This window comes from Collinsella sp. AM42-18AC (assembly GCF_003467965.1).
In the GTDB taxonomy this organism is placed as follows: domain Bacteria; phylum Actinomycetota; class Coriobacteriia; order Coriobacteriales; family Coriobacteriaceae; genus Collinsella.
This window is the reverse complement of record NZ_QSFY01000005.1, coordinates 1-21022: the sequence shown is the minus strand read 5'-3', so window position 1 is coordinate 21022 and position 21022 is coordinate 1. Positions and strand designations below refer to the sequence as shown.

Annotated in this window: 20 protein-coding genes and 1 tRNA gene; 16 read left to right on the top strand and 5 right to left on the bottom strand. The window is 59.7% G+C overall.

The window, feature by feature from the left end:
- Window positions 1-236 precede the first annotated feature (236 nt).
- The 5 genes from DW913_RS04030 (at window position 237) to DW913_RS04010 (ending at window position 5098) form a co-directional block, all read left to right on the top strand.
- The gene (locus tag DW913_RS04030) at window positions 237-1424 is read left to right on the top strand and encodes an ABC transporter substrate-binding protein (protein ID WP_117645703.1); all 1188 of its coding nucleotides are present in this window, start codon (window positions 237-239) and stop codon (window positions 1422-1424) included.
- Between the two features lie 139 nt (window positions 1425-1563).
- Window positions 1564-2445 (top strand): branched-chain amino acid ABC transporter permease, encoded by an 882-nt coding sequence (locus tag DW913_RS04025; RefSeq protein WP_117582912.1) that lies wholly within the window; start codon window positions 1564-1566, stop codon window positions 2443-2445.
- A 9-nt stretch (window positions 2446-2454) separates the two neighbouring features.
- On the top strand, window positions 2455-3534 hold the full coding sequence (locus DW913_RS04020) for a branched-chain amino acid ABC transporter permease (protein WP_117655179.1): 1080 nt from the start codon (window positions 2455-2457) through the stop codon (window positions 3532-3534).
- On the top strand, window positions 3524-4384 hold the full coding sequence (locus DW913_RS04015) for an ABC transporter ATP-binding protein (RefSeq protein ID WP_089573307.1): 861 nt from the start codon (window positions 3524-3526) through the stop codon (window positions 4382-4384). Before DW913_RS04020 ends, DW913_RS04015 begins: the two co-directional genes overlap by 11 nt.
- A gap of 12 nt (window positions 4385-4396) precedes the next feature.
- Window positions 4397-5098 (top strand): ABC transporter ATP-binding protein, encoded by a 702-nt coding sequence (locus DW913_RS04010; protein WP_035137222.1) that lies wholly within the window; start codon window positions 4397-4399, stop codon window positions 5096-5098.
- Here DW913_RS04010 and DW913_RS10020 read toward each other — a convergent pair.
- From DW913_RS10020 to DW913_RS03990, 4 genes are all read right to left on the bottom strand, one after another.
- Window positions 4988-5356: a transposase gene (locus DW913_RS10020; protein ID WP_147326445.1), complete on the bottom strand. Its 369-nt coding sequence runs from the start codon at window positions 5354-5356 to the stop codon at window positions 4988-4990. The two genes, DW913_RS04010 and DW913_RS10020, sit on opposite strands and share 111 nt — an antisense overlap.
- A gap of 253 nt (window positions 5357-5609) precedes the next feature.
- Entirely contained in the window at window positions 5610-5873 is a 264-nt protein-coding gene (locus DW913_RS04000) for a hypothetical protein (protein WP_089573305.1), read from the bottom strand.
- A 14-nt stretch (window positions 5874-5887) separates the two neighbouring features.
- Entirely contained in the window at window positions 5888-6520 is a 633-nt protein-coding gene (locus DW913_RS03995) for a DUF1700 domain-containing protein (RefSeq protein WP_117655177.1), read from the bottom strand.
- Window positions 6507-6827, bottom strand: a complete 321-nt coding sequence (locus DW913_RS03990) for a PadR family transcriptional regulator (RefSeq protein ID WP_187362357.1) — start codon at window positions 6825-6827, stop codon at window positions 6507-6509. Before DW913_RS03990 ends, DW913_RS03995 begins: the two co-directional genes overlap by 14 nt.
- Before the next feature lie 284 nt (window positions 6828-7111).
- On the opposite strand from DW913_RS03990, the gene DW913_RS03985 reads away from it, so the two are divergent.
- Both DW913_RS03985 and DW913_RS03980 read left to right on the top strand, forming a co-directional pair.
- Window positions 7112-7789, top strand: a complete 678-nt coding sequence (locus DW913_RS03985) for a copper homeostasis protein CutC (RefSeq protein ID WP_089573303.1) — start codon at window positions 7112-7114, stop codon at window positions 7787-7789.
- A 3-nt stretch (window positions 7790-7792) separates the two neighbouring features.
- Window positions 7793-8590, top strand: coding sequence for a DUF4931 domain-containing protein (locus tag DW913_RS03980; RefSeq protein WP_089573302.1), 798 nt, complete (start codon window positions 7793-7795; stop codon window positions 8588-8590).
- Window positions 8591-8620: 30 nt separating this feature from the next.
- Here DW913_RS03980 and DW913_RS03975 read toward each other — a convergent pair whose 3' ends face one another.
- Entirely contained in the window at window positions 8621-9619 is a 999-nt protein-coding gene (locus DW913_RS03975) for a bile acid:sodium symporter family protein (RefSeq protein WP_089573301.1), read from the bottom strand.
- 276 nt (window positions 9620-9895) lie between these two features.
- Here DW913_RS03975 and recJ point away from each other — a divergent pair, with 276 nt between their 5' ends.
- From recJ to rplT, 9 genes are all read left to right on the top strand, one after another.
- Window positions 9896-13183, top strand: a complete 3288-nt coding sequence (gene recJ, locus DW913_RS03970; protein WP_117563488.1) for a single-stranded-DNA-specific exonuclease RecJ — start codon at window positions 9896-9898, stop codon at window positions 13181-13183.
- 15 nt (window positions 13184-13198) lie between these two features.
- The gene (locus tag DW913_RS03965) at window positions 13199-15559 is read left to right on the top strand and encodes a bifunctional (p)ppGpp synthetase/guanosine-3',5'-bis(diphosphate) 3'-pyrophosphohydrolase (protein WP_089573299.1); all 2361 of its coding nucleotides are present in this window, start codon (window positions 13199-13201) and stop codon (window positions 15557-15559) included.
- A gap of 84 nt (window positions 15560-15643) precedes the next feature.
- Window positions 15644-16327, top strand: coding sequence for an MBL fold metallo-hydrolase (locus DW913_RS03960; protein WP_089573298.1), 684 nt, complete (start codon window positions 15644-15646; stop codon window positions 16325-16327).
- Between the two features lie 194 nt (window positions 16328-16521).
- Entirely contained in the window at window positions 16522-17388 is an 867-nt protein-coding gene (gene fba, locus DW913_RS03955; RefSeq protein WP_035137086.1) for a class II fructose-1,6-bisphosphate aldolase, read from the top strand.
- Between the two features lie 351 nt (window positions 17389-17739).
- A complete protein-coding gene (locus tag DW913_RS03950) occupies window positions 17740-19173 on the top strand; it encodes a transglutaminase-like domain-containing protein (protein ID WP_117563487.1) in 1434 nt (477 codons plus the stop codon).
- A gap of 39 nt (window positions 19174-19212) precedes the next feature.
- Window positions 19213-19299: transfer RNA gene (locus tag DW913_RS03945), tRNA-Leu, on the top strand.
- Between the two features lie 431 nt (window positions 19300-19730).
- Window positions 19731-20300: a translation initiation factor IF-3 gene (gene infC, locus DW913_RS03940; protein WP_089573296.1), complete on the top strand. Its 570-nt coding sequence runs from the start codon at window positions 19731-19733 to the stop codon at window positions 20298-20300.
- A 32-nt stretch (window positions 20301-20332) separates the two neighbouring features.
- Window positions 20333-20524: a 50S ribosomal protein L35 gene (gene rpmI, locus DW913_RS03935; protein ID WP_006234422.1), complete on the top strand. Its 192-nt coding sequence runs from the start codon at window positions 20333-20335 to the stop codon at window positions 20522-20524.
- Between the two features lie 46 nt (window positions 20525-20570).
- Window positions 20571-20930 carry a 50S ribosomal protein L20 gene (gene rplT, locus DW913_RS03930; protein ID WP_022094123.1) on the top strand — a complete coding sequence of 120 codons (360 nt, stop codon included), beginning with the start codon at window positions 20571-20573 and terminating at the stop codon, window positions 20928-20930.
- The last annotated feature ends 92 nt before the right edge of the window (window positions 20931-21022 follow it).

Here is a 21022-nt window from a genome sequence, read left to right as displayed (position 1 = left end):
TCAGGGCAGGGAAGCTTGTAACAGAATGGAAACATTACTTTCACACAATAAAGTGGCTAAACTGCATAAACAAATAGAAATACGCATAATTATGGATAAACGGACAAAACAAAAGAATAGTTGAAATAATCGCCACTTTTCTCAACTAAAGCGTCTACTATTTTGCGAACGCCGAACACGGCGAAGGATGGCCTGTTGGGTAACCGAAACCCGACGAGATTTGAGAGGAGAGCCGCATGTCGAGCCTCACCGGTAAGTCATTGAACCCTGTTATGAATCGCAGGAGCGTTATCGCGAGCGCAGCAGGTCTGGGGGCGATGTCCATTCTAGCTGGCTGCTCCTCCAACGGCGGCGACAGCGGTTCCGCTTCGGGCGACGCTTCGTTTAAGATCGGCACCATCGGACCGCTGACCGGCGCCAACGCGTCCTACGGCAAGTCCGTTACCCAGGGTGTCGAGCTTGGCTGCAAGGATTTCTCGACCAAGGAGCTGCCGCTTGCCAGCAAGGCCGAGGATGACCAGGCCGACGGCGAGAAGGCCGTCAACGCCTTTAACACCCTGCTCGACTGGGGCATGCAGGCCCTCGTCGGCCCGACCACCACGGGTGCGTCGGTTGCCGTTGCCGCCGAGTGCGGTAACGACCCCAAGACGTTCATGATCACCCCGTCCGCGTCCTCCGAGGACGTCACCGACGGCAAGGATTGCGTCTTCCAGGTTTGCTTTACCGACCCCAACCAGGGCGTCAACGCTGCCAAGTTCCTGGCGCAGAAGTATGCGGACGAGAAGTTCGTACTGTTCTATAACTCCGGCGACGCCTATTCTTCGGGTATCGCAGATTCCTTTAAGGCCCAGGCCGCTGAGTCTAAGCTCGAGATTGTTGACGAGGAGACCTTTAAGGACGACTCTGCCACGAGCTTTACCAACCAGCTGACCAAGGCCAAGCAGGCCGGCGCCACCATGATCTTCGCGCCGATCTACTACACGCCGGCGTCCGTCCTGCTCAAGAACGCCAAGGACATGGGCTACGACGTCAAGATGATGGGCTGCGACGGCATGGACGGCATCCTGGGCGTTGAGGGCTTCGACACTTCTCTTGCCGAGGGCCTGCTGCTTATGACCCCGTTCTCCGCCGACGACGAGAAGAATGCCGACTTCGTCAACGCTTACAAGGATAAGTACGGCGATACCCCCGACCAGTTTGCCGCCGACGCCTACGATGGCGTGCACGCGGTGGCTGAGGCCCTCAAGGAGGCCGGTCTTGGTGTCGACGCCGATCCGACCGAGGTCGCCGAGAAGCTGCCCAAGGCTATGCTCAAGATTACCGTTGACGGTCTGACCGGCAAGCTCACCTGGAACGATAAGGGTCAGGTCCAGAAGGACCCCACGGCGTACGTTATCACCGATGGCAAGTACGTACAGGCCTAATAGACCGCCTTACATAGAGCGGTTTTGATCCCAAGCAGGGGAGGTTTTGGCCTTCCCTGCTTGCTTGGTATCTAGGGACAGTGTAACGTCCCTGTTTCATACATTAACTGGAAACCTATTCGAAAGGGGGATGTGGAACATGACGGTCTTTATCCAATACCTGGTCAACGGCCTGTCCATGGGCAGCGTCTACGCCATCATCGCGTTGGGCTACACCATGGTCTACGGTATCGCCAAGATGCTGAACTTCGCTCACGGCGACGTTATCATGGTCGGTGCCTATGTCTCGTTCTGTGCCACGTCGTATCTCGGCCTCCCGGGCTGGGCATCTGTAATTCTCTCTTGTGTGGTCTGCACCGTTCTCGGTGTTCTCATCGAGGGTCTGGCATACAAGCCGCTGCGTCAGGCGGGCCCGCTGGCCGTTCTGATCACGGCCATCGGCGTGTCTTACTTCCTGCAGAACGCCGCGCAGCTTCTGTGGGGCGCCACGCCCAAGAACTTCACTTCGCTCGTCACCTTCCAGGTGCCGGAGTTCTTGGCCAAGTTCAATGTAAGCGCCGTTTCGCTCGTCACCATCGTCGCCTGCCTGGTTATCATGGCCGGTCTGATGTTCTTTACAGGTAAGACCAAGATGGGCAAGGCCATGCGCGCCGTGTCCGAGGACAAGGCAGCCGCTCAGCTCATGGGCATCAACGTCAACCGTACCATCTCGATGACGTTTGCCATCGGCTCCGCCCTTGCCGCCATCGCCGGTGTGCTCCTGTGCTCCTACTCGCCGGTCCTGCAGCCCACCACGGGCGCCATGCCTGGCATCAAGGCCTTCGACGCCGCCGTCTTCGGCGGTATCGGCTCCATCCCCGGTGCCTTTGTCGGTGGCATTCTCATCGGCATCATCGAGGCGATGGCACAGGCTTACATTTCCACGAGCCTTGCCAACTCCATCGTCTTTGGTGTTTTGATCATCGTCCTGCTCGTCAAGCCTGCCGGCCTCTTGGGCAAGTACGTCCCCGAGAAGGTGTAGGTGAGCGTTATGAAGTTTCTTAAAGACAAGCAGACGCGTCACGACTTTGTTACGTACGCCATGTGCCTTGTGGCGTTCGCCATCGTGTTCTTTATGCAGTCCAACCATATGATTCCGCGCATGATCGCCGGTCAGCTGGTTCCCATCACGGCCTATATCGTCATGGCCATCTCCCTTAACCTCGTCGTCGGCATCGCGGGCGACTTGTCGCTGGGCCACGCGGGCTTTATGAGCGTCGGCGCCTATACGGGCATCGTTACCGCGGTCGCGCTGGAGAGCGCCGTTCCCTCCGATCCGGTGCGCCTTATCATCAGCATCGTGGTCGGTGCCATCGCTGCCGCCATCCTGGGCTTCTTGATCGGCATCCCGGTCCTTCGCCTGAGCGGCGATTACCTGGCTATCGTGACGCTGGCTTTTGGCGAGATCATCAAAGAGATCGTCACCTGCCTTATCGTGGGCGTCGACTCCCGCGGCCTGCATGTGATCTTTAACATCACAGGTAACTCCACGATCGACGACCTGCACCTGCTCGAGGACGGCACCGCCATCATCAAGGGCGCGCAGGGCGCATCGGGCGTGTCGACGTACTCGACCTTCCTCGCCGGTGCCATCCTGGTCATGGTCGCACTCGTGATCGTGCTCAACCTGGTTCGCAGCCGTACCGGCCGTGCCATTATGGCCGTGCGCGACAACAAGATCGCTGCCGAGTCCGTGGGCATCTCCGTCACCGAGTACCGCATGATCGCCTTCGTGGTTTCCGCCGCTCTCGCCGGCGCTGCCGGAGCCCTCTTCGGCGGTAACTTCTCGCAGCTTTCCGCCACCAAGTTCGACTTCAACACGTCCATCCTCATCCTGGTGTTCGTGGTCCTGGGCGGTCTGGGCAATATGCGCGGCTCCGTCATCGCGGCGGCGTTGCTCACGGTGCTTCCCGAGCTGCTCCGTCAGTTCTCGGACTACCGCATGCTCATCTACGCCATCGTGCTGATTCTGGTCATGATCTTTACCAACAACCCGCAGCTCAAGTCGTTCTTCGCACGCATTAAGGACCGCTTTGCTTCCAAGAAGGAGGTGGCAGCCGATGCCCAGTAAGTTTGAGTTCAACAAGGGCAAGATGGTCCCGTATCCTTCTGGCGCCATCGTTCCCGACCGCGACCTGGGCCAGCGCCCGGCGCTCGAGTGCATCCACTTGGGCATTGAATTTGGCGGCCTTAAGGCAGTCGACGACTTTAGCCTGACCATCGGTAAGACCGAGATCGCCGGTCTGATCGGTCCCAACGGTGCCGGTAAGACCACGGTCTTCAACCTGCTCACCAAGGTGTACCAGCCCACGCACGGTACTATCCTGCTCGACGGCGAGGACACCTCGGGCAAGTCGGTCTATCAGGTCAACCGTATGGGTATCGCCCGTACGTTCCAGAACATTCGCCTGTTCAACACCATGACGGTGGAGGACAACGTTAAGGTCGGCCTGCACAACCAGGAGCGCTACTCTGGTTTTGAGGGCGTGCTGCGTCTGCCGACGTACTGGAAGCACGAGAAGGCCGCCCACGAGCGCGCCATGGAGCTGCTGTCCATCTTTGATATGGAGCACCTGGCAAACGAGCAGGCCGGCTCGCTGCCTTACGGCGCCCAGCGTCGTCTGGAGATCGTCCGTGCGCTTGCCACCAACCCCAAACTGCTGCTGCTCGACGAGCCTGCCGCCGGCATGAACCCGTCCGAGACCGCGGAGCTCATGGAGAACATCGTCAAGATCCGCGACACCTTTGGCATCGCCATTATGCTTATCGAGCATGATATGTCGCTCGTCATGAACATCTGCGAGGGCATCTGCGTGCTCAACTTTGGTAAGGTCATCGCCAAGGGCACGGCCGAGGAGATCCAGAACAACGATGCCGTAATTGAGGCATATCTGGGCAAGCAGGATAAGGGGGAGAACTAAATGGCAGAGCCGATGCTTTCCGTCTACAACATCAACGTCTGGTACGGCGCTATCCACGCCATCAAGGACATCTCCTTTAACGTCAACGAGGGCGAGATCGTGGCCCTGATCGGCGCGAACGGCGCCGGTAAGTCCACGACGCTTAAAACCGTCTCGGGCCTGCTGCGTTCCAAGACCGGCTCCATCAAGTTTATGGGCGAGGACATTACCCATACGCCTGCCGATAAACTGGTGGGCAAGGGCCTGGCCCAGGTTCCCGAGGGCCGTCGCGCCTTTTTGCAGATGACGGTCGAGGAGAACCTGGAGATGGGCGCCTACACGCAGCCCAAGTCCACGGTGGCTCCGGGCCTTGAGCGCGTCTACGAGCAGTTCCCGCGCCTTAAGGAGCGCCGTCGCCAGGTCGCCGGCACCCTTTCGGGCGGCGAACAGCAGATGCTCGTTATGGGGCGCGCCCTTATGAGCAACCCCAAGCTGCTCATGCTCGATGAGCCTTCCATGGGTCTGGCGCCGATTCTGATTGAGCAGATCTTCCAGATTGTCGAGGACCTGCACAAGGCCGGTACCACGGTGCTTCTGGTCGAGCAGAACGCCCAGATGGCGCTTTCAATCGCCACGCGCGGCTACGTGCTCGAGACCGGCAAGATCACCATGACCGGCACCGGCCAAGAGCTCCTGCACGACGACAACGTCCGCAAGGCTTACCTGGGCGGCTAGGGACTTCCGCCGTTCTGCCGAACGGCGGACCGGCCGACGCTGCGCGGGCGCCCTGATCGACGTGCCGAAGCTCCTCACCCTTGGGGCTATGCCGCGGTACGAGGCCAGGTGGTCATGGTCCGGGAACCTCGCGATGTCGAATGACACCGCGAGGTTCGCCGCCGTCCTCGGCGGCCTCGACCCCCGAGTGGGCGATCCCCACGCGCTAACGCCTGCAAACAAGGGGATTGCCAAGACGCCGCCGGGCACCTCCGTCATAGACGTGGAAGTGCGGCCGCGCTGAAGCACTGCGCGGTGTCTGCTCGCTTATGTGCGCATCACGAAGGAAGACCAGATCGGTGAGCGGGATTGGCCCGAAGTCGAGAGATTCCCATCAGCCTCTCGTCGGTCGATGACCGGTTCACCACGCAGGAAGAGCGTGACGGAAGGTCTCGCAAAAAGGCTCCGAGCGCGGCGTGCTCATGCCCGTCGTGGTGCGCCCGAAGGGGGGGGACGGCTGCTACGAGCTCGATCATTTGCGAGGAGAAGACGAACCAGTCGTTGCAGATCCAATATGGATCTCGCCGACCTCGGCAAGCTGCTCGATGAGTGGAAGCCCTGTCGGGTCGTCTATTTCAACACCACCCAGAATGATGGTGTCATCGCGCAGGTCGATCTGCGTGTTGAGCACAGCGAGGTTAAAGCCGGAGGCCACAAATCCGATAGCAGCCAGGACGAGCCCCGTGGCAACAAGCCCACCCGCTACGGCAAGGTAAATCCTTTTTACGCTGGACATGTTTGCACTCCTTCCTATGCCGTGAGCGGCGCCGCTTCGGCGCCCATGCGGCTCTTATTGCCTCGATCTTTCCAGAAGGGCGAAACGGCTTTCTTCGCCCAAAGGGCAGAGAGGCGCGCGATCTGCTTGGACGCCGTCCAGGCGCCGGCTCCCGTGAGGAGCGCCACACCGATGGAAGCGAATCCCATTCCCATCGAGGCCAAAACGTACGGAACATGCCCGATAATGATGCCGTCCACGGCGAACAGGAGCCCTACCAGGCCCGCGCCCCCGAATGCCGCGGCCACGATCCACACGCAGAGCGCAAGAACCCAAATACAGATGTAGACTGCAGCGGCAACGGCGACGAACGCGAGCAGCAGCGGAATCCATACCGGAGAGCCCACGATGGCGAGCGCCCATAGAAGTGCCGTGCTCTTGCGCTTGGTCCTCGCGATCGCGCGCGGCACGGCGGGCAGTTCGTCGAGCGTTGCCTCGGCGACCTCACCGGGCGTGCCCATGGCGGCCACAGCCTCGGCCTCCGTCATGCCGTCCTCCATACGGTCGGCGATGGCCTCCGCGTAGAACTCCTGCGTTTCCTTTACCTGATCTGCCGGCAGGCAGGCCAGAAGCTCGCCCAGCCGGTTCAAGAACTCATCGCGCGTCATGGTGCGCCCCCTCCACGTAACGGTAGATCTCCTGCACGGATGGCCATTCGGCGAGGAACTCGGCGATACGCTCGCGCCCGGCGTCCGTGATGCGGTAGTACCTCCGCAGCCGCCCGTTGTGCTCGGCGGAGCGCGCGGTGATGCAGCCCGCCTTCTCCAGGCGCTTGAGCAACGGATAGAGCGTGGATTCCGTGAGCCCCATACTCGCGGGCACGTCCTTCACGATCTGATAGCCGTAGGATTCCTCGCCCGAGACGGCCGCGAGCACGCAGGCCTCGAGGAAGCCGCGCTTCATCTGTGCCTCCATCCGCACACCTCCTTTCGTAGTATACTGTGTAACACCTACTATATGACACATAGTATATGATGTCAACAGTTGTCGTATAGGGAGTCCGGTCTGTCTGTCCCCTGCGGGTACTCATTGGGGACGTACTTAAATGAGTACCCATCGCTCAAGGTGGCACCTGGGGACGTTCCTTATGTGCCGGCACTTTGGGACACTCCTTGTCAAGGTTTTGTTCCATCGTGCGGGTTGCTATTTAACGTGCGACAATGCCGTGTGGAAATCGAAATGTCTCCTGGGGGCTATCTATGCTGTACGAGTTTTGTGCCGAGAACTTTGAGCGTGTGCCGGCGGCTATCGATGCCGGTGCTAAGCGCATCGAGTTGTGCGACAACCTTGCCGTCGGTGGTACCACGCCCTCGGCCGGCGTTATCAGCACTACGGTCAGCTATGCTCACGAGCATGACGCGCGAGTGATGTGCATGATTCGCCCGCGTGGCGGTGACTTTCACTACAACCAGGACGAGCTGCGCATGATGGAGATGGACTTGGGTCTTGCCGTGAGCGCCGGCGTTGACGGCCTGGTCTTTGGCTGCTGCAAGCCCTGTGCCGGCGGCTGGGCGCTCGACGAGCTCACCCTCGGCGCCCTCGTGATGGCTACGGGCTGCGCGACCGAGGAGTGCAAGCGCGGGGCCATCGATATCACCTTCCACATGGCCTTTGACCAGCTCTCGCCCGAGGCTCAGCTGGACGCCATTGACACACTCGCCGACTGCGGCATCACGCGCATCCTGACGCATGGTGGTGCTGCCGGAACGCCGATCGAGGACAACCTGGAGCACCTGTCGCGTCTTGTCGAGTATGCGGGCGACCGCCTGACCATCCTTCCCGGCGGCGGCATTTCTACGGCCAACCGCGATACCGTGGCGGCGGCATTGAGCGTCTCCGAGCTCCATGGCACCAAGATCGTGCCGCTGGAGGCGTAACCCGTGGCGCTGGTATTTGACGTTCAGCAGGCGAACGGTAAGCCCGACGACAACCGGCGCCCTGGCACCGCGTGTCCCTTTTGCGATACCGAGGAACTTGCCGATATCATCCGGCGCGATGGTGACTGCATCTGGCTCGAGAATAAGTTCAAGACCCTGCGCGCCACCCGTCAAACCGTGCTGATCGAGTCGGCCGATCACGATGCCGACCTGGTGATCTATGAGCCGGATGAACTCCACCATGTGATGCGGTTTGCCCTGGGTTGCTGGCAGCAGATGATCGATTCACAGCAGTATCGCAGCGTTCTCATGTACAAGAACAAGGGTCCGCTCTCGGGCGGTAGTCTCGTTCATCCGCACATGCAGATTGTGGGTTTGGAGCAGGAAGACGGCTACACTTCGCTGACTTCCGCCAATTTCGAAGGCATCAATGTCTGGCAACAGGGGAGAATCTCGGTCAATATCTCAACCGAACCGATCATGGGGTTCTTTGAGATCAACGTTTCAGCCCCGCAGGGAATCGCCGCCAGCGATGACGCACGAGACCAAGCCGAGGCGGATCTCTTTGCCGATGCGATCCAGGTAGCTCTGCGCTATATCCTAAACGAGCACCACGGTGGTCGCGCAGAGTCGTACAACTTGTTCTTCTATCACCTGGGCGGTCGGACCATTGCCAAGGCGCTGCCGCGTTGGGTGGTTTCGCCCTACTTTGTCGGCTATCGTTTGGCCCAAGTCAATGCCGAGACGACGCTCGATATCGATGCTGAGCGTCTGCGTGCGCATCTGGAAACGCTCGTATAGCAAGACTAACACCCGCGTAATGCGGACAGCCTAGCGCGCCATGGCGTCGCGGCCGGCTTCGACCCGCTTGCGCTGTTTGGTGCGCTCCTCGCAGGTTAGGCACTCAAAGAGATGCCCGATAATCGAGGCCAGCACCTGCTGAAACAGCGTGCCGCACATGACGGGGAACACGACCTCGCCCGGAAAGTACTGCGTGGCGATGACGGCACCCGAAGAGATGTTGCGCATGCCGCAGGTAAAGCACATGGTAGTCGTCTCGCTATATGGCAGATGCAGCGCACGTGCGACCAGAAAACCGACGACAAAGCCGCTGATGGCGAAGACCAAAATAAAGAGGGCGACTTCCAGGCGCACCGCGTTTATGTGCAGCACGTACTCGCTCATAGCGGTGGAGTTGGACGCGATGACGCCCATCATCATGAACTTGCAGGCGGGCGAGAGCACGGGAGAGAGTTTCTCGTGGCCCCAGCCGCGCGTGAGTTCATTGATGGCAATACCGAGCACAGCGGGGATGGCGATCATAAAGGCCATGTTCTGCATCATGCTCGGCACGTCGATCGAGACGGTGGCGCCCAGCAGGAGCTTGAGCGTAAGCGGAATCGTCACAGGTGAGATGACCGAGGACGTCAGGATGATGGTGAGCGCGAGCGGGCCGTTGCCGCCGAACATGCTGATCCACATAAAAGCGGTGACGGCCACGGGCACGCTGTATTCGAGCACAATGCCGCAGACAAGGTTGGGGTTGGAGCCAAAGAAGAGTGACCCCATGGCATACGCCGCGATGGGAATAAGCACCGCCGAGACGAGCAGCGCCAAGACTAGGTGCAACGGACGGCGGAACACCTCGGTTACCTGGTGAAAGGTGTTGCTGAGCGCACCCTGAAACGTCATAAAGGCAAACAAGGTGGGAACGATGGGCTTGAGTACGCCAATCTGTTGGGGAAAGAGCACGCCGAGTGCCACGCAAATCGGAACGATGACCTGCATGTGCCCCGCGAGAAACTTGCCCAGTCCAACCCATTGCTTCATATGCGCTTGTGACTCCCTTTGCCCGTGAACCCGTTTTGAATGGATATGCTAGACGCTCGCATGCGTCCGTGCGTCAGAAACGCTCGAATATTTCGAGGCTATTACCGGCATCGTTTACCGAAACCGCGGCGTGCTGCGGCGATTTGCGTCTGCTCTGCACGGTATAATAAATCCGTTCAACAGATCTGCCTGCCGAAGCGGGCATACACAGAGGACTCATCGCTATGAACCGTGAGAGGTATCGCGGCGACCTGCCCCTATCGGGGGTGGGCGCCTATGTCATCGCTTAAGACGACGCATCGCTGGGCAGTCGCTCGGCAAAACCCCGAGCTCGAAAAGGAGTTTTCGGCTGGCCTGGGCATACCCGGGCTGGTGGCGCGCATTATGGTTGCGCACGGCATTACATCCATCGAAGAAGGCCAGCTGTTTTTGACGCCTTCGCTCGATCGCGACTGGGCCGACCCGCTCGTTATTCCGGGCATGGCGGTCGTCGCCGACCGCGTTGAGCGCGCTATTCGCAGCCACGAGCACATTGCGGTCTTTGGCGATTTTGATGTTGACGGTATTACGTCGACCTGCCTGTTGACCGAGGCATTGCGCACGTTTGGCGCCGATGTCACGCCGTTTATTCCGCATCGCTTTGACGAGGGCTACGGCCTGTCGCGTGCGGCGCTCGACCGCGTCAACGAGCTCGCCCAACCCAACCTGATTGTGACCGTCGATAACGGTATTGCCGCCAAGGAAGAGGTTTCCTATCTGGAGAGCCTGGGGATCGATTTGGTGGTCACGGACCATCACGAGCCCTCCGACCAGGTGCCGCAGGGCGTGCCCCTGACCGACCCCAAGCTCGAGGACGAGGGTCCCTCGCGCGAGCTTGCCGGTGCCGGCGTGGCGCTCAAGCTGGTGCAGGTCCTGGGCGAGCGTTTGGGCAAGCCGTCGTATTGGCGTTCGCTGATAGAGGTCGCAGCGCTGGGCACCGTGTCCGACATGATGCCGCTCACGCCCGAGAATCGCGCACTGGTCGCCGAGGGCATCCAGCAGATGCGCGTGACGGCCCGCCCCGGCTATATCGCGCTTGCCGCACTTGCCAAGGCCGACCTTTCTACCATTACGGCCGACGGCCTGTCGTTTTCGCTCATCCCTCGTCTGAATGCTGCCGGCCGCATGGCTGATCCCAAGCTGGCGCTCGACCTGCTGCTTGCCCGCGACCCCATCGAAGCGAGCACTCTTGCCGCCGAGCTCGAGGAAATCAATCGCCAACGCCGCGAGATCGAGGCCGAGCTTACGCGCGATGCCATGGCGAAGGTCGAGGAGACTTATGACGGCGGGCGCGCAATCGTCGTGGGTGGCGAGGGCTGGCACGAGGGCGTCAAGGGCATCGTGGCAAGCCGTCTGACCAACCGCTATCACGTGCCGGCGCTACTGTTCTCGATCGAGGACGGTATCGCGCGCGGCTCTGGTCGCTCGGTGGGCAAAGTTAACCTGTTTGACGCCGTCGAGCGCTGTTCCGACCTGCTGATTCGTCGCGGCGGACATGCCGGTGCGGTGGGTGTGACCATCGAGGCATCCAAGCTCGATGAGTTCCGCCGCCGCCTTTCCGCCGTGCTATCGGAGCTTCCCGCCGAGGACTTTGAAGACACCGACGAGGTCGCCGCCACCGTCGACCTTTCCGAGCTGAATATCGAGACCATCGAGCAGATCTCCCGTCTTGAGCCGTTTGGCCAGGGCAACAAGGTGCCGCTGCTGGCTGCCGAGGGCGTGACGATGTGCGACCGCGCCGTGGTGGGCAAAACCGGCGAGCACATGCGCTTTGTGGCGACCGATGGCGCCGCGAGTGTGCCGGCCATTATGTTCCGCGTGCCGCAGATCGATAAGCTCATCAATTGCGATAGCGCCGTCGACTTGGTGTTCGAGGCCGTGGCCGAGCATTGGCAAGGTCGCGTAAAGCCAAAGCTCATGATCAAGGATGTTCTGGTTCGCGATACCACGCTGCCCAGCGTCGATGATCCGGCGTGCGAGCTTCGCCGCGGCGTGCAGCCGGCGGATTCTGGCCTGCGCCTGGAGTCGCGTAAACGCGAGACGCTCGCCCAGCTTTCCTATACCGAGCTCACGCGCTCGCTTATCCATAGCTTTATCGGATCGAACCAGCCGCACCGCGCGCAGGTTGAGGCGCTCGATGCCTTGGCCGACCACCAGAGCGTCTTGGCCGTTATGGGAACGGGCCGCGGCAAGTCTCTCATCTTCCATGTACATGCTGCGCGCGAGGCTGTCCTTCGCGGACGTGCGAGCATCTTTGTCTATCCGCTGCGCGCGCTTGTTGCCGACCAGGCCTATCACCTCTCGTCGACGATGGCAGCGCTTGGCATTGGCGTTGGCGTGCTGACCGGCGAGACCGTGGAGGCCGCACGCGATGATGTGTTCGCCGGCCTAGCTTCGGGCCGCACCGGTATCGTGCTCACGACGCCCGAGTTCCTATCTATCCACCGTGACCGCTTCGCGCGTTCGGGCCGCATCGGCTTTGTCGTTATCGATGAGGCGCACCACGCCGGCCTTGCCAAGGGCGGCGACCGCAGCGCCTATCTCGACATGCCCGATATCCTCAAAGCCCTGGGCGACCCGGTTGTTATGGCTGCGACGGCCACCGCGACGGCTCCGGTCGTGGCCGAGCTTGCCCGCATGCTGCCGATTACTCGCACGGTGGTCGACGAGACGGTGCGCGAGAACCTGCAGCTCGAGGACGACCGCGACCTTGCGAGCCGCGAGAACCGTTTGGTGTCGATCGTGGCGACGGGGGAGAAGACCGTCATTTACGTCAATTCGCGCGACCAGTCCGTGGCGCTCGCCAAGACGTTGCGCAAGCGTGTGCCCGATTGCGCAACCCATATCGCGTTCTATAACGCGGGGCTTGCGCGCTCCGATCGCCGCCGCGTGGAGGAAGCATTCCGAGACGGAAGCCTCAGCTGCATCGTCTCGACCTCTGCCTTTGGCGAGGGTGTCAATCTGCCCGATATCCGCCATGTCGTGCTGTACCACATGCCGTTTGGCGCCATTGAGTTCAACCAGATGAGCGGGCGTGCCGGTCGTGACGGACAGCCCGCCGTGATCCACCTGCTCTATTCGTCGCGCGACGCCCGCATCAACGAGCGCCTGCTCGACTGCTACGCACCCGAGCGCGACGAACTCGTCACACTCTATCGTGCGTTGCAGACCATGTGGCGCTCCAACCGCGGTAAGACCGGGGATGATTCATTCTGCGCAAGCGATATCGACATCGCGCAGATGTGCCTTGCCATCGATGCTCGCACGCCGGTCGACGAGCGCTCGGTGGAAAGTGGCCTGGGAATCTTCGAAGAGCTTGGTTTCTGTCGCATTTCGGGGTTTGACGACACCCGTCGCATCGCGATGGCCGAAAACCCCGGCCGTGTGCAATTGAGCAGGTCAATTCGCTATTTGGAGGGCTTGCGCTCGCGCATGGAGTTCTCGGCTTTCCGGAGTTGGGCGCTCGATTCGTGCGCTTCTGATATGCTAGCCAAAGTTAACCGCCCGATCGTACCGCGGGCCTAGGGGAAGGGGACCTCGATGGATGCCGCAGCCCGTACCGCCCATGATTCCACCCTCCAGCCGTTCTCGGAGATGGAGCACTATAAGCATGCCGATGAGCTGCCGCCCGAGATTATGGCGGACAGCTACGACAAACTGGAGCGCCTGTGCCTCAAATATATGAATGAGGACGACTTTTCTAAGGTGGAGCAGGCCTATTGCTTTGCTGCCGAGAAGCACTGCAACCAAAAGCGCCGCTCGGGTGAGATGTACATCAACCATCCCGTCGAGGTGGCCATCATTTTGGCCGATCTCAAGATGGACTGCGATGTAGTGTGCGCCGCGCTGCTGCACGATACCGTCGAGGATACCGAGACCTCGCTTGCCGATGTTTCCGGCCTGTTTGGCGATACGGTGGCCGAGCTCGTCGATGGCGTGACCAAGCTCACCAACATCGAAGTCGACAGTATGGACGAGAAACAGGCGCTCACGCTGCGAAAGATGTTCCTCGCCATGTCCAAGGACATCCGCGTCATCATCGTTAAGCTTGCCGACCGTCTGCACAACATGCGCACCCTTGCAGCCCTGCGTGAGGACCGTCGCCTGTTTAAGGCTCGCGAGACCATGGACGTGTATGCGCCCCTGGCCGACCGTCTGGGCATGAGCTCCATTAAATGGGAGCTCGAGGACCTGTCCTTCTTCTACCTGGAGCCCGATGCCTACCAGCGCATCGCACGCATGGTGGCGGAGTCGCGCGAGGTCCGTGAGCGCTATCTGGCCGAGACCATCAAGACGCTCACCGACGAGCTCAACCGCATTGGCCTGGAAGACTTCCAGATCAACGGCCGTTCCAAGCACTATTGGTCCATCTACCAAAAGATGAAGCGCAAGGGCAAGGAATTCTCCGAGATCTACGACCTGGTGGCACTGCGCGTCATCACGCATTCGGTGCGCGATTGCTACTCCACGCTCGGCGCGGTGCACACGCTGTGGCACCCCATGCCCGGCCGCTTTAAAGACTATATCGCCATGCCCAAGGTCAATAACTACCAGTCGCTCCACACGACGGTCATCGGCCCCACGGCTCGCCCGCTCGAGATTCAGATTCGAACCTATGAGATGCATGAGCAGGCCGAGTACGGCATTGCCGCCCACTGGCTATATAAGAAGTCGGGCGGATCGTCTGCTTCCAAGACCAATGACGCTCAACGTTTGGACGACCAGATCAACTGGCTCAAGCATTCGCTCGATTGGGCGGCTTCCGACGAGATCACCGATGCCAAGGAATACCTGCATTCGCTGAAGGTCGACCTCTTCGATCAGGAGATCTTTGTCTTTACGCCCAAGGGCGAGGTCATGGCGCTTCGTGCCGGCTCCACGCCGCTCGACTTTGCCTACGCCGTTCACACCGAGGTGGGAAACCATTGCGTCGGCGCCAAAATCAACGGTGCGGTGGCTCCGCTCACGCACGAGATTAAGACGGGTGACCGTGTCGAGATTCTGACTAACAAGAGTTCCAAGCCGTCGCGTGATTGGCTCAAGATCGTTAAGACACCTTCCGCCAAGTCAAAGATCCGCCGCTATTTTGCCGCTGCGACCAAGGACGACGACGCTGCTGCTGGTCGCGATATGCTGGCTAAGGACCTGCGTAAGCGTGGCTATGGCATTTCTACGCCGCGTTCGACGCGTGCGCTCAACGCCGTGGCGGAGCAGTTTAACTTCAAGCAGCTCGAGGACCTGTTTGCCGCCGTCGGCGCCGGCAAGGTTGCCCCGCGCGCTGTGGGCAATAAGGTCGAGCAAATCTTGGACCCCAAGCCCGAGGAACAGCTCACCAAGGCCGAGGCTATCGCCGAGGTCGTGAAGCAGCCTGCTCGCGGCTCCAACCGCAAGCCGCAAAAGCGCGGCAAGAGCGCCAGTAACGGCATTATCGTCAAGGGCGAGAGCAACAGCGGCCTACTGGTCCGTCTGGCTCATTGCTGCAACCCCGTGACGGGCGACGACATCGTCGGCTTCATCACGCGCGGTCGTGGCGTTTCGGTGCATCGCGCCAACTGTCCCAACGTCAAGGGTCTTATGGAGCATCCCGAGCGCATGATCGAAGTGGAGTGGGACGGCGCTGCCGACACCCTCTTCCAGGTCGAGATCGTGGTCGAGTGCCTGGACCGCATGGGCCTGCTCAAGGATGTCACCATTGCCATTGGCGATGCGGGCGGCAATATCCTTTCTGCCGCCACGTCGACCAACCGCGAGGGTATTGCAACCCTGCGCTTTATGGTCGAGATCTCGGACGCGAGTGGTCTGGATCCGCTGCTGGCCTCCATCAGCAGCGTTGACTCGGTCTACGACGCGCGCCGCCTGATGCCCGGTGAGGGTGGAGCCCAGCTTAAGCGCCGCGTTTAGTCGCGACGAACGTGTCACATTATCGATATTCGCTACACTCGAGGCATCGTTTGATGCCTCGAGTTCTATAGAGAGGAGAGGGACATGAGTGCTGTGTCCTTGGATTTAACTCCCAAGGGATCGGTCGAGATCGAGACGCTCGTAAACGGTCCCATTCAGACCAATAGCTATGCTGTTATTTCGGACAATGAGTGCGTGATTATCGATCCCGCATGGGAAGGCGAACGCCTGGTGGAGCATATTCGAGCCGAGCATCCCGGCGTACGCGTGTTTGGCGCCGTATGCACTCATGGCCATGCCGATCATGTTGGTGGTGTTGCAGGCGTGCGAACCACCGTTGGCGAGGGCTGCCAGTATGAGCTGTGTGCTAAGGATGTGGCGGTGCCGCATGCGAACATCGAGGAACAGCGAGCTATGTGGGGCATTGAGACGCCTGACCCCGGGGAGCCGACGCACCTGCTCGCCGAGGGAGATGCTATCAAGGTGGGCGATATCTACCTGCAGGTGATCGAGACGCCAGGGCATACGCCGGGCGGGATCGTCTTGTTTGCTGCCACCGAGCAGGGGAACATTGCCTTTGTGGGCGACACCCTGTTTCCGGGTGGGCACGGCCGCACCGATCTTTCTGGAGGAGACGAGGCGGCGATTCTGCGCTCGCTCTCCAAGCTCGCCCGGCTTCTCCCGCCCGATACCGTTTGCCTAACCGGTCATGGCGATTCGACCACCATGGCACGCGAGCTCATGCAGAACCCTTTCATGCAGATTTAGCTTAATAGTCGGCTTTTGAAGCACGAGAAGCGTCCAAACGTCAAGCTATTTTTCCCCAACGGGTCGATTTCGTAGGGCAAACGGTCAAAAAAGTCTGTTTGGACGATATTCGTGAACAAACGAACGTTTATGCTCGGGTGCGCCGTGGTAAAATCTCAGGCGTTATCGGAGCAACCTTACAGGAGGTTTCTTTTATGCTCGTCAACGCAGCAGACATGCTCAAGAAGGCCGAGGCCGGCAAGTACGGTCTTGGTGCCTTCAACACCAACAACCTCGAGTGGACCCTGGCTATTCTCCAGGCCGCCGAGGAGGCCAAGTCTCCGCTGATCCTTCAGTGCACCGCTGGTGCCGCTAAGTGGATGGGCGGTTTCAAGGTCTGCGCCGACATGGTCAAGGCTGCCGTCGAGGCCACGGGCGTTACCGTTCCCGTCGCCCTTCACCTCGATCACGGTTCTTACGAGGACTGCTTCAAGTGCATCGAGGCCGGCTTCACGTCCATCATGTATGACGGCTCTCACGAGGAGACCTTCCAGCTTAACCTCGACCGCACCAAGGAGCTCGTTGAGCTTGCTCACTCCAAGGGCATGTCCATCGAGGCCGAGGTCGGCGGCATCGGCGGCACCGAGGACGGCGTGACCTCCAGCGGCGAGCTCGCTGATCCTGCTGAGTGCAAGCAGATCGCTGACCTGGGTGTCGACTTCCTCGCCTGCGGCATCGGCAACATCCACGGCGTGTACCCCGCCGACTGGGCTGGTCTTTCCTTCGAGCGTCTGGGCGAGATTAAGGCCCAGACCGGTGACCTGCCCCTCGTTCTGCACGGTGGCACCGGCATCCCCGAGGATCAGATCAAGAAGGCCATCTCCCTGGGCATCTCCAAGATCAACGTCAACACCGACCTGCAGCTCGTCTTCGCCAAGGGCGTCCGCGAGTACATCGAGGCTGGCAAGGATCAGCAGGGCAAGGGCTTTGACCCCCGCAAGCTCCTCAAGCCTGGTCGCGACAACATCGTTGCCCGCACCAAGGAGCTCATGGAGGAGTTTGGCTCCGTCAACAAGGCGTAAGCGTCGCTAAACTTCCCGCCGGAAGCCCCGTCCCCCTACACTGTTTCCTTTGCGCTCACCTGGCTTTGCCAGAAGTCGCGCCAAGAAAACAGCTCCGGGGGACGGGGCTTCCTTCGTTTAACGCCGCAGGGTTACGAGTCTGAATTAAGATGGCTACTGGCTTTGCCAGAAGTCGCGCGACGGAATCAGCTCCGGGGAAACGGGGCCTCCTTTGTTAACTTGCTACAGGGTTACTGGTCTGATTTTAGTTATATGGTTACCGTTCAGCGGTGTTGATGGCTCCCTTGTTGGGGCTTTCTTTTTATCTCGCTACAATGGGCTTCAAGCGTTCTAGTGACTTGGAGTTTTGGTATGGCTGTTATTAATGTGCTGCCTTCGGATGGGAAGGTTATTGACGAGGGTCCAGTTGGTTGCTCTGCTGATGTTTGCTGTGATGACTTTCGTCATCTCGATGTTGGACTGCCGCCCGAGATTCTTCGTCTTATGGATGCCGGGTATTTGACGCAGGCTGTTGCTGCCTGCGATCGCCTTTTGGAGCAGAACTCCGAGCCTTCGCTGGCTGCTTGTGTTCGTGCCGAGCGGTATCGCATGCTCGAGACGCCGCTTCATTTTTCGGTGTCGCGCGACCAGGCTATTGCGATGATTCGCGAGGAGTGGCCAGAGTTTACCGAAGAGCAGTTTGATGACCTGATTAATCGTAAGCGTATTGACTGGCGCTTTATCGATGGCGAACTGTTCGTTCTCGACAACTTCCTCGATTCGCTTCGCGTATATCCCAAAGAGGTTCCCGGCATGCGGCCCGATTCTACGGACGGAATAGCACTGCGCAACGAGATGCTCAAGGAGATGGAGTCACAAAACGGATTGGCTCGCGTCATTACGCTTAAAGCGTCCGTGTCTGTCCCCGGCGCTCTGGAAAGGGAGACCGTTCGCGCGTGGCTACCCGTTGCCGCCGCCTGTCGTCAACAGTCTCATATCGAGGTTCTCGATATGACGCCGGAGGGTGCTGTTGCCCCCGCGAATGCTTCGGCGCGTACCGCCTCGTGGTCTTCTTCGAGTGAGCGCTCATTCTCGGTGACCTATCGCTATCAAATTGATGCCGCTTATCGTGATGTCTATGGGGGTGCGCTTCCGGTGCATCCTTGCATGGACACGCCACTGCCCGTGGACACCTCCGAGGACCGTCCGCACATTGCATTCACGCCGTATCTACAGCAGCTGACAGCCCGTGTCATTGACGGGCTCGAGGATCCGCTCGATCGCGCCCGTGCTATCTATGATTACCTGACGCAGTACATCGACTATCGCTATCAGCCGCCGTACTTGCTTTTGGGATCTATTGCCGATGACTGCGCGCATTCGCTCCGCGGCGATTGCGGCGTTATGGCGCTCACGTTTATCACCATGTGCCGTATCGCGGGCGTGCCTGCCCGTTGGCAGAGCGGCCTGTATGTTGCGCCCGATTCGGTGGGGTCGCACGACTGGGCAGAGTTCTATACGCCGCAGACCGGATGGCTCAACGCCGACGTGTCATTTGGATCTTCTGCTCGCAGGATGGGGGAGGAGTGGCGCCGCCGTCACTACTTTGGCAATCTCGACCCGTGGCGTATGGTGGCCAACAATCGATTCCAGGCAGAGTTTGAGCCCTCTTTCGACGGCATGCGCGAGGACCCTTACGATAACCAGATGGGTGAGGCTTCGGTCGACGGTCGCGGATGCCGTCGGCGCGAGATGCTCCGCACGGTCGAACTCATCGAAATGCTCGAAGTTCCATTTTCGGACTAATCGGTAGAAAGCTGTGATAAACTAACTCACGCATTGCGTGCCCGAGTGGCGGAATTGGCAGACGCAGTGGACTCAAAATCCACCGTTGGCAACAACGTGCGAGTTCGAGTCTCGCCTCGGGCACCATACATGCAAGTGAGCGTTCAAGGGGGTTGCGGCCCCCTTTTTCGTGCCGAACTCGCGTGAGCGCGCGAAGCGTTAAGCAAACAGGCCTGTGGCCTGTTTGTAGCGGAGCGTGGCGAGGGCGCCACGCGCCCGAAGCCCGGGGCTTCGCGAAGCGAAGGCCCTTCGAGTCTCGCCTCGAGCACCATACATGCAAGCGAGCGTTCAAGGGGGTCAAGGTCCCTTTTTCGTGTACGTAATGTGATAACGCGCTGTACGTGTTATTATTCGCAAGGCGTTGTTCCCGCAATGCCCTAAAGAGGAACCTGAGGGTTCCCACCTTTTGGCGCCAATGAGCAGCTGACTGGTCATACAACTTAGATTCCCTTCCTCAAATCGAGGAAGTCTATGTGTACGACCTGGTTGCTGAGAAGCGCCGGGTTATTTTTTTATGAATGGAGGTAGGGAAAATAGCTAAGTCTGATGACACCCGCATCAACGACGAGATCACTGCATCTTCGTGTCGTTTGATTGGCGTCGATGGCTCTCAGCTCGGCCTGTTCGCCATCCGCGATGCCCAGCGCGTCGCCGACGATCAGGGTCTCGACCTGGTCGAGATCGCTCCCAACGCGGAGCCGCCGGTCTGCAAGGTCATGGACTACGGTAAGTTCAAGTACCAGCAGGCCATGAAGGCCAAGGCTGCTCGTAAGAACCAGTCCAAGGTCGAGGTCAAGGAAATGAAGTTCCGACCCAAGATCGACGTTGGCGACTACGAGACCAAGAAGGGCCACGTTCTGCGTTTCCTCAAGAAGGGCGCACGCGTTAAGATCACCATCATGTTCCGCGGCCGTGAGATGGCTCACCCGGAGCAGGGCCTTAACGTTCTCGAGCGTCTCGCCGAGGATCTCAAGCCTTACGCTACGGTCGAGTCCAAGCCTAAGATGGAAGGCCGTAACATGCTTATGCTGCTCGCCCCGATTAAGGGCGCCTTCGATGAGGATAAAGCGGCAAGCGATAGCAAGTAACTAGTGTTCTGTAACCGATTAAGGAGTATTTCATGCCTAAGATGAAGTCCCACAGCGGCACCAAGAAGCGTTTCCGCAAGACTGGTACCGGCAAGCTTATGCGCGCCAAGGCTTTCAAGAGCCACATCCTGAGCAAGAAGTCCACCAAGCGTAAGCGTGGCTTCCGTCAGGAGACCGAGATCGCCGCTGCCGACCGCAAGGTCATCAAGTCGCGTCTCGCCTAAGTTCGCGTTCCCGTTTTTCGTTTTACCGTCTAGGAGTTGATAGAACATGGCACGTATTAAGCGCGCTGTTGCCGCCAAGAAGAAGCGCCGTACCGTTATGCACCGTGCGAAGGGTTACTACGGTGCCGCTTCGCGTACTTACAAGCATGCTAAAGAGCAGGTCCAGCACTCCCTGCAGTATCAGTATCGTGATCGCCGCAACAAGAAGCGCGAGATCCGTTCTCTCTGGATCACCCGTATCAACGCTGCTGCTCGCCTGAACGACATCTCTTACTCTCAGTTCATGCACGGCCTGAAGGTTGCCGGCATCGAGCTCGACCGCAAGGTCCTGGCTCAGATGGCTTACGAGGACATCGAGTCCTTCAACGAGCTGGCTGCCATTGCCAAGAAGGCTCTCGAGGCCTAATAGATTCTCTTGAATCGCTAGGGGAGTGTCGCGTTGTGCGCGGCGCTCCCTCTTTTTTTAAAGGCTTTAGCCTGTGCGGGGCGCGCAGCGCG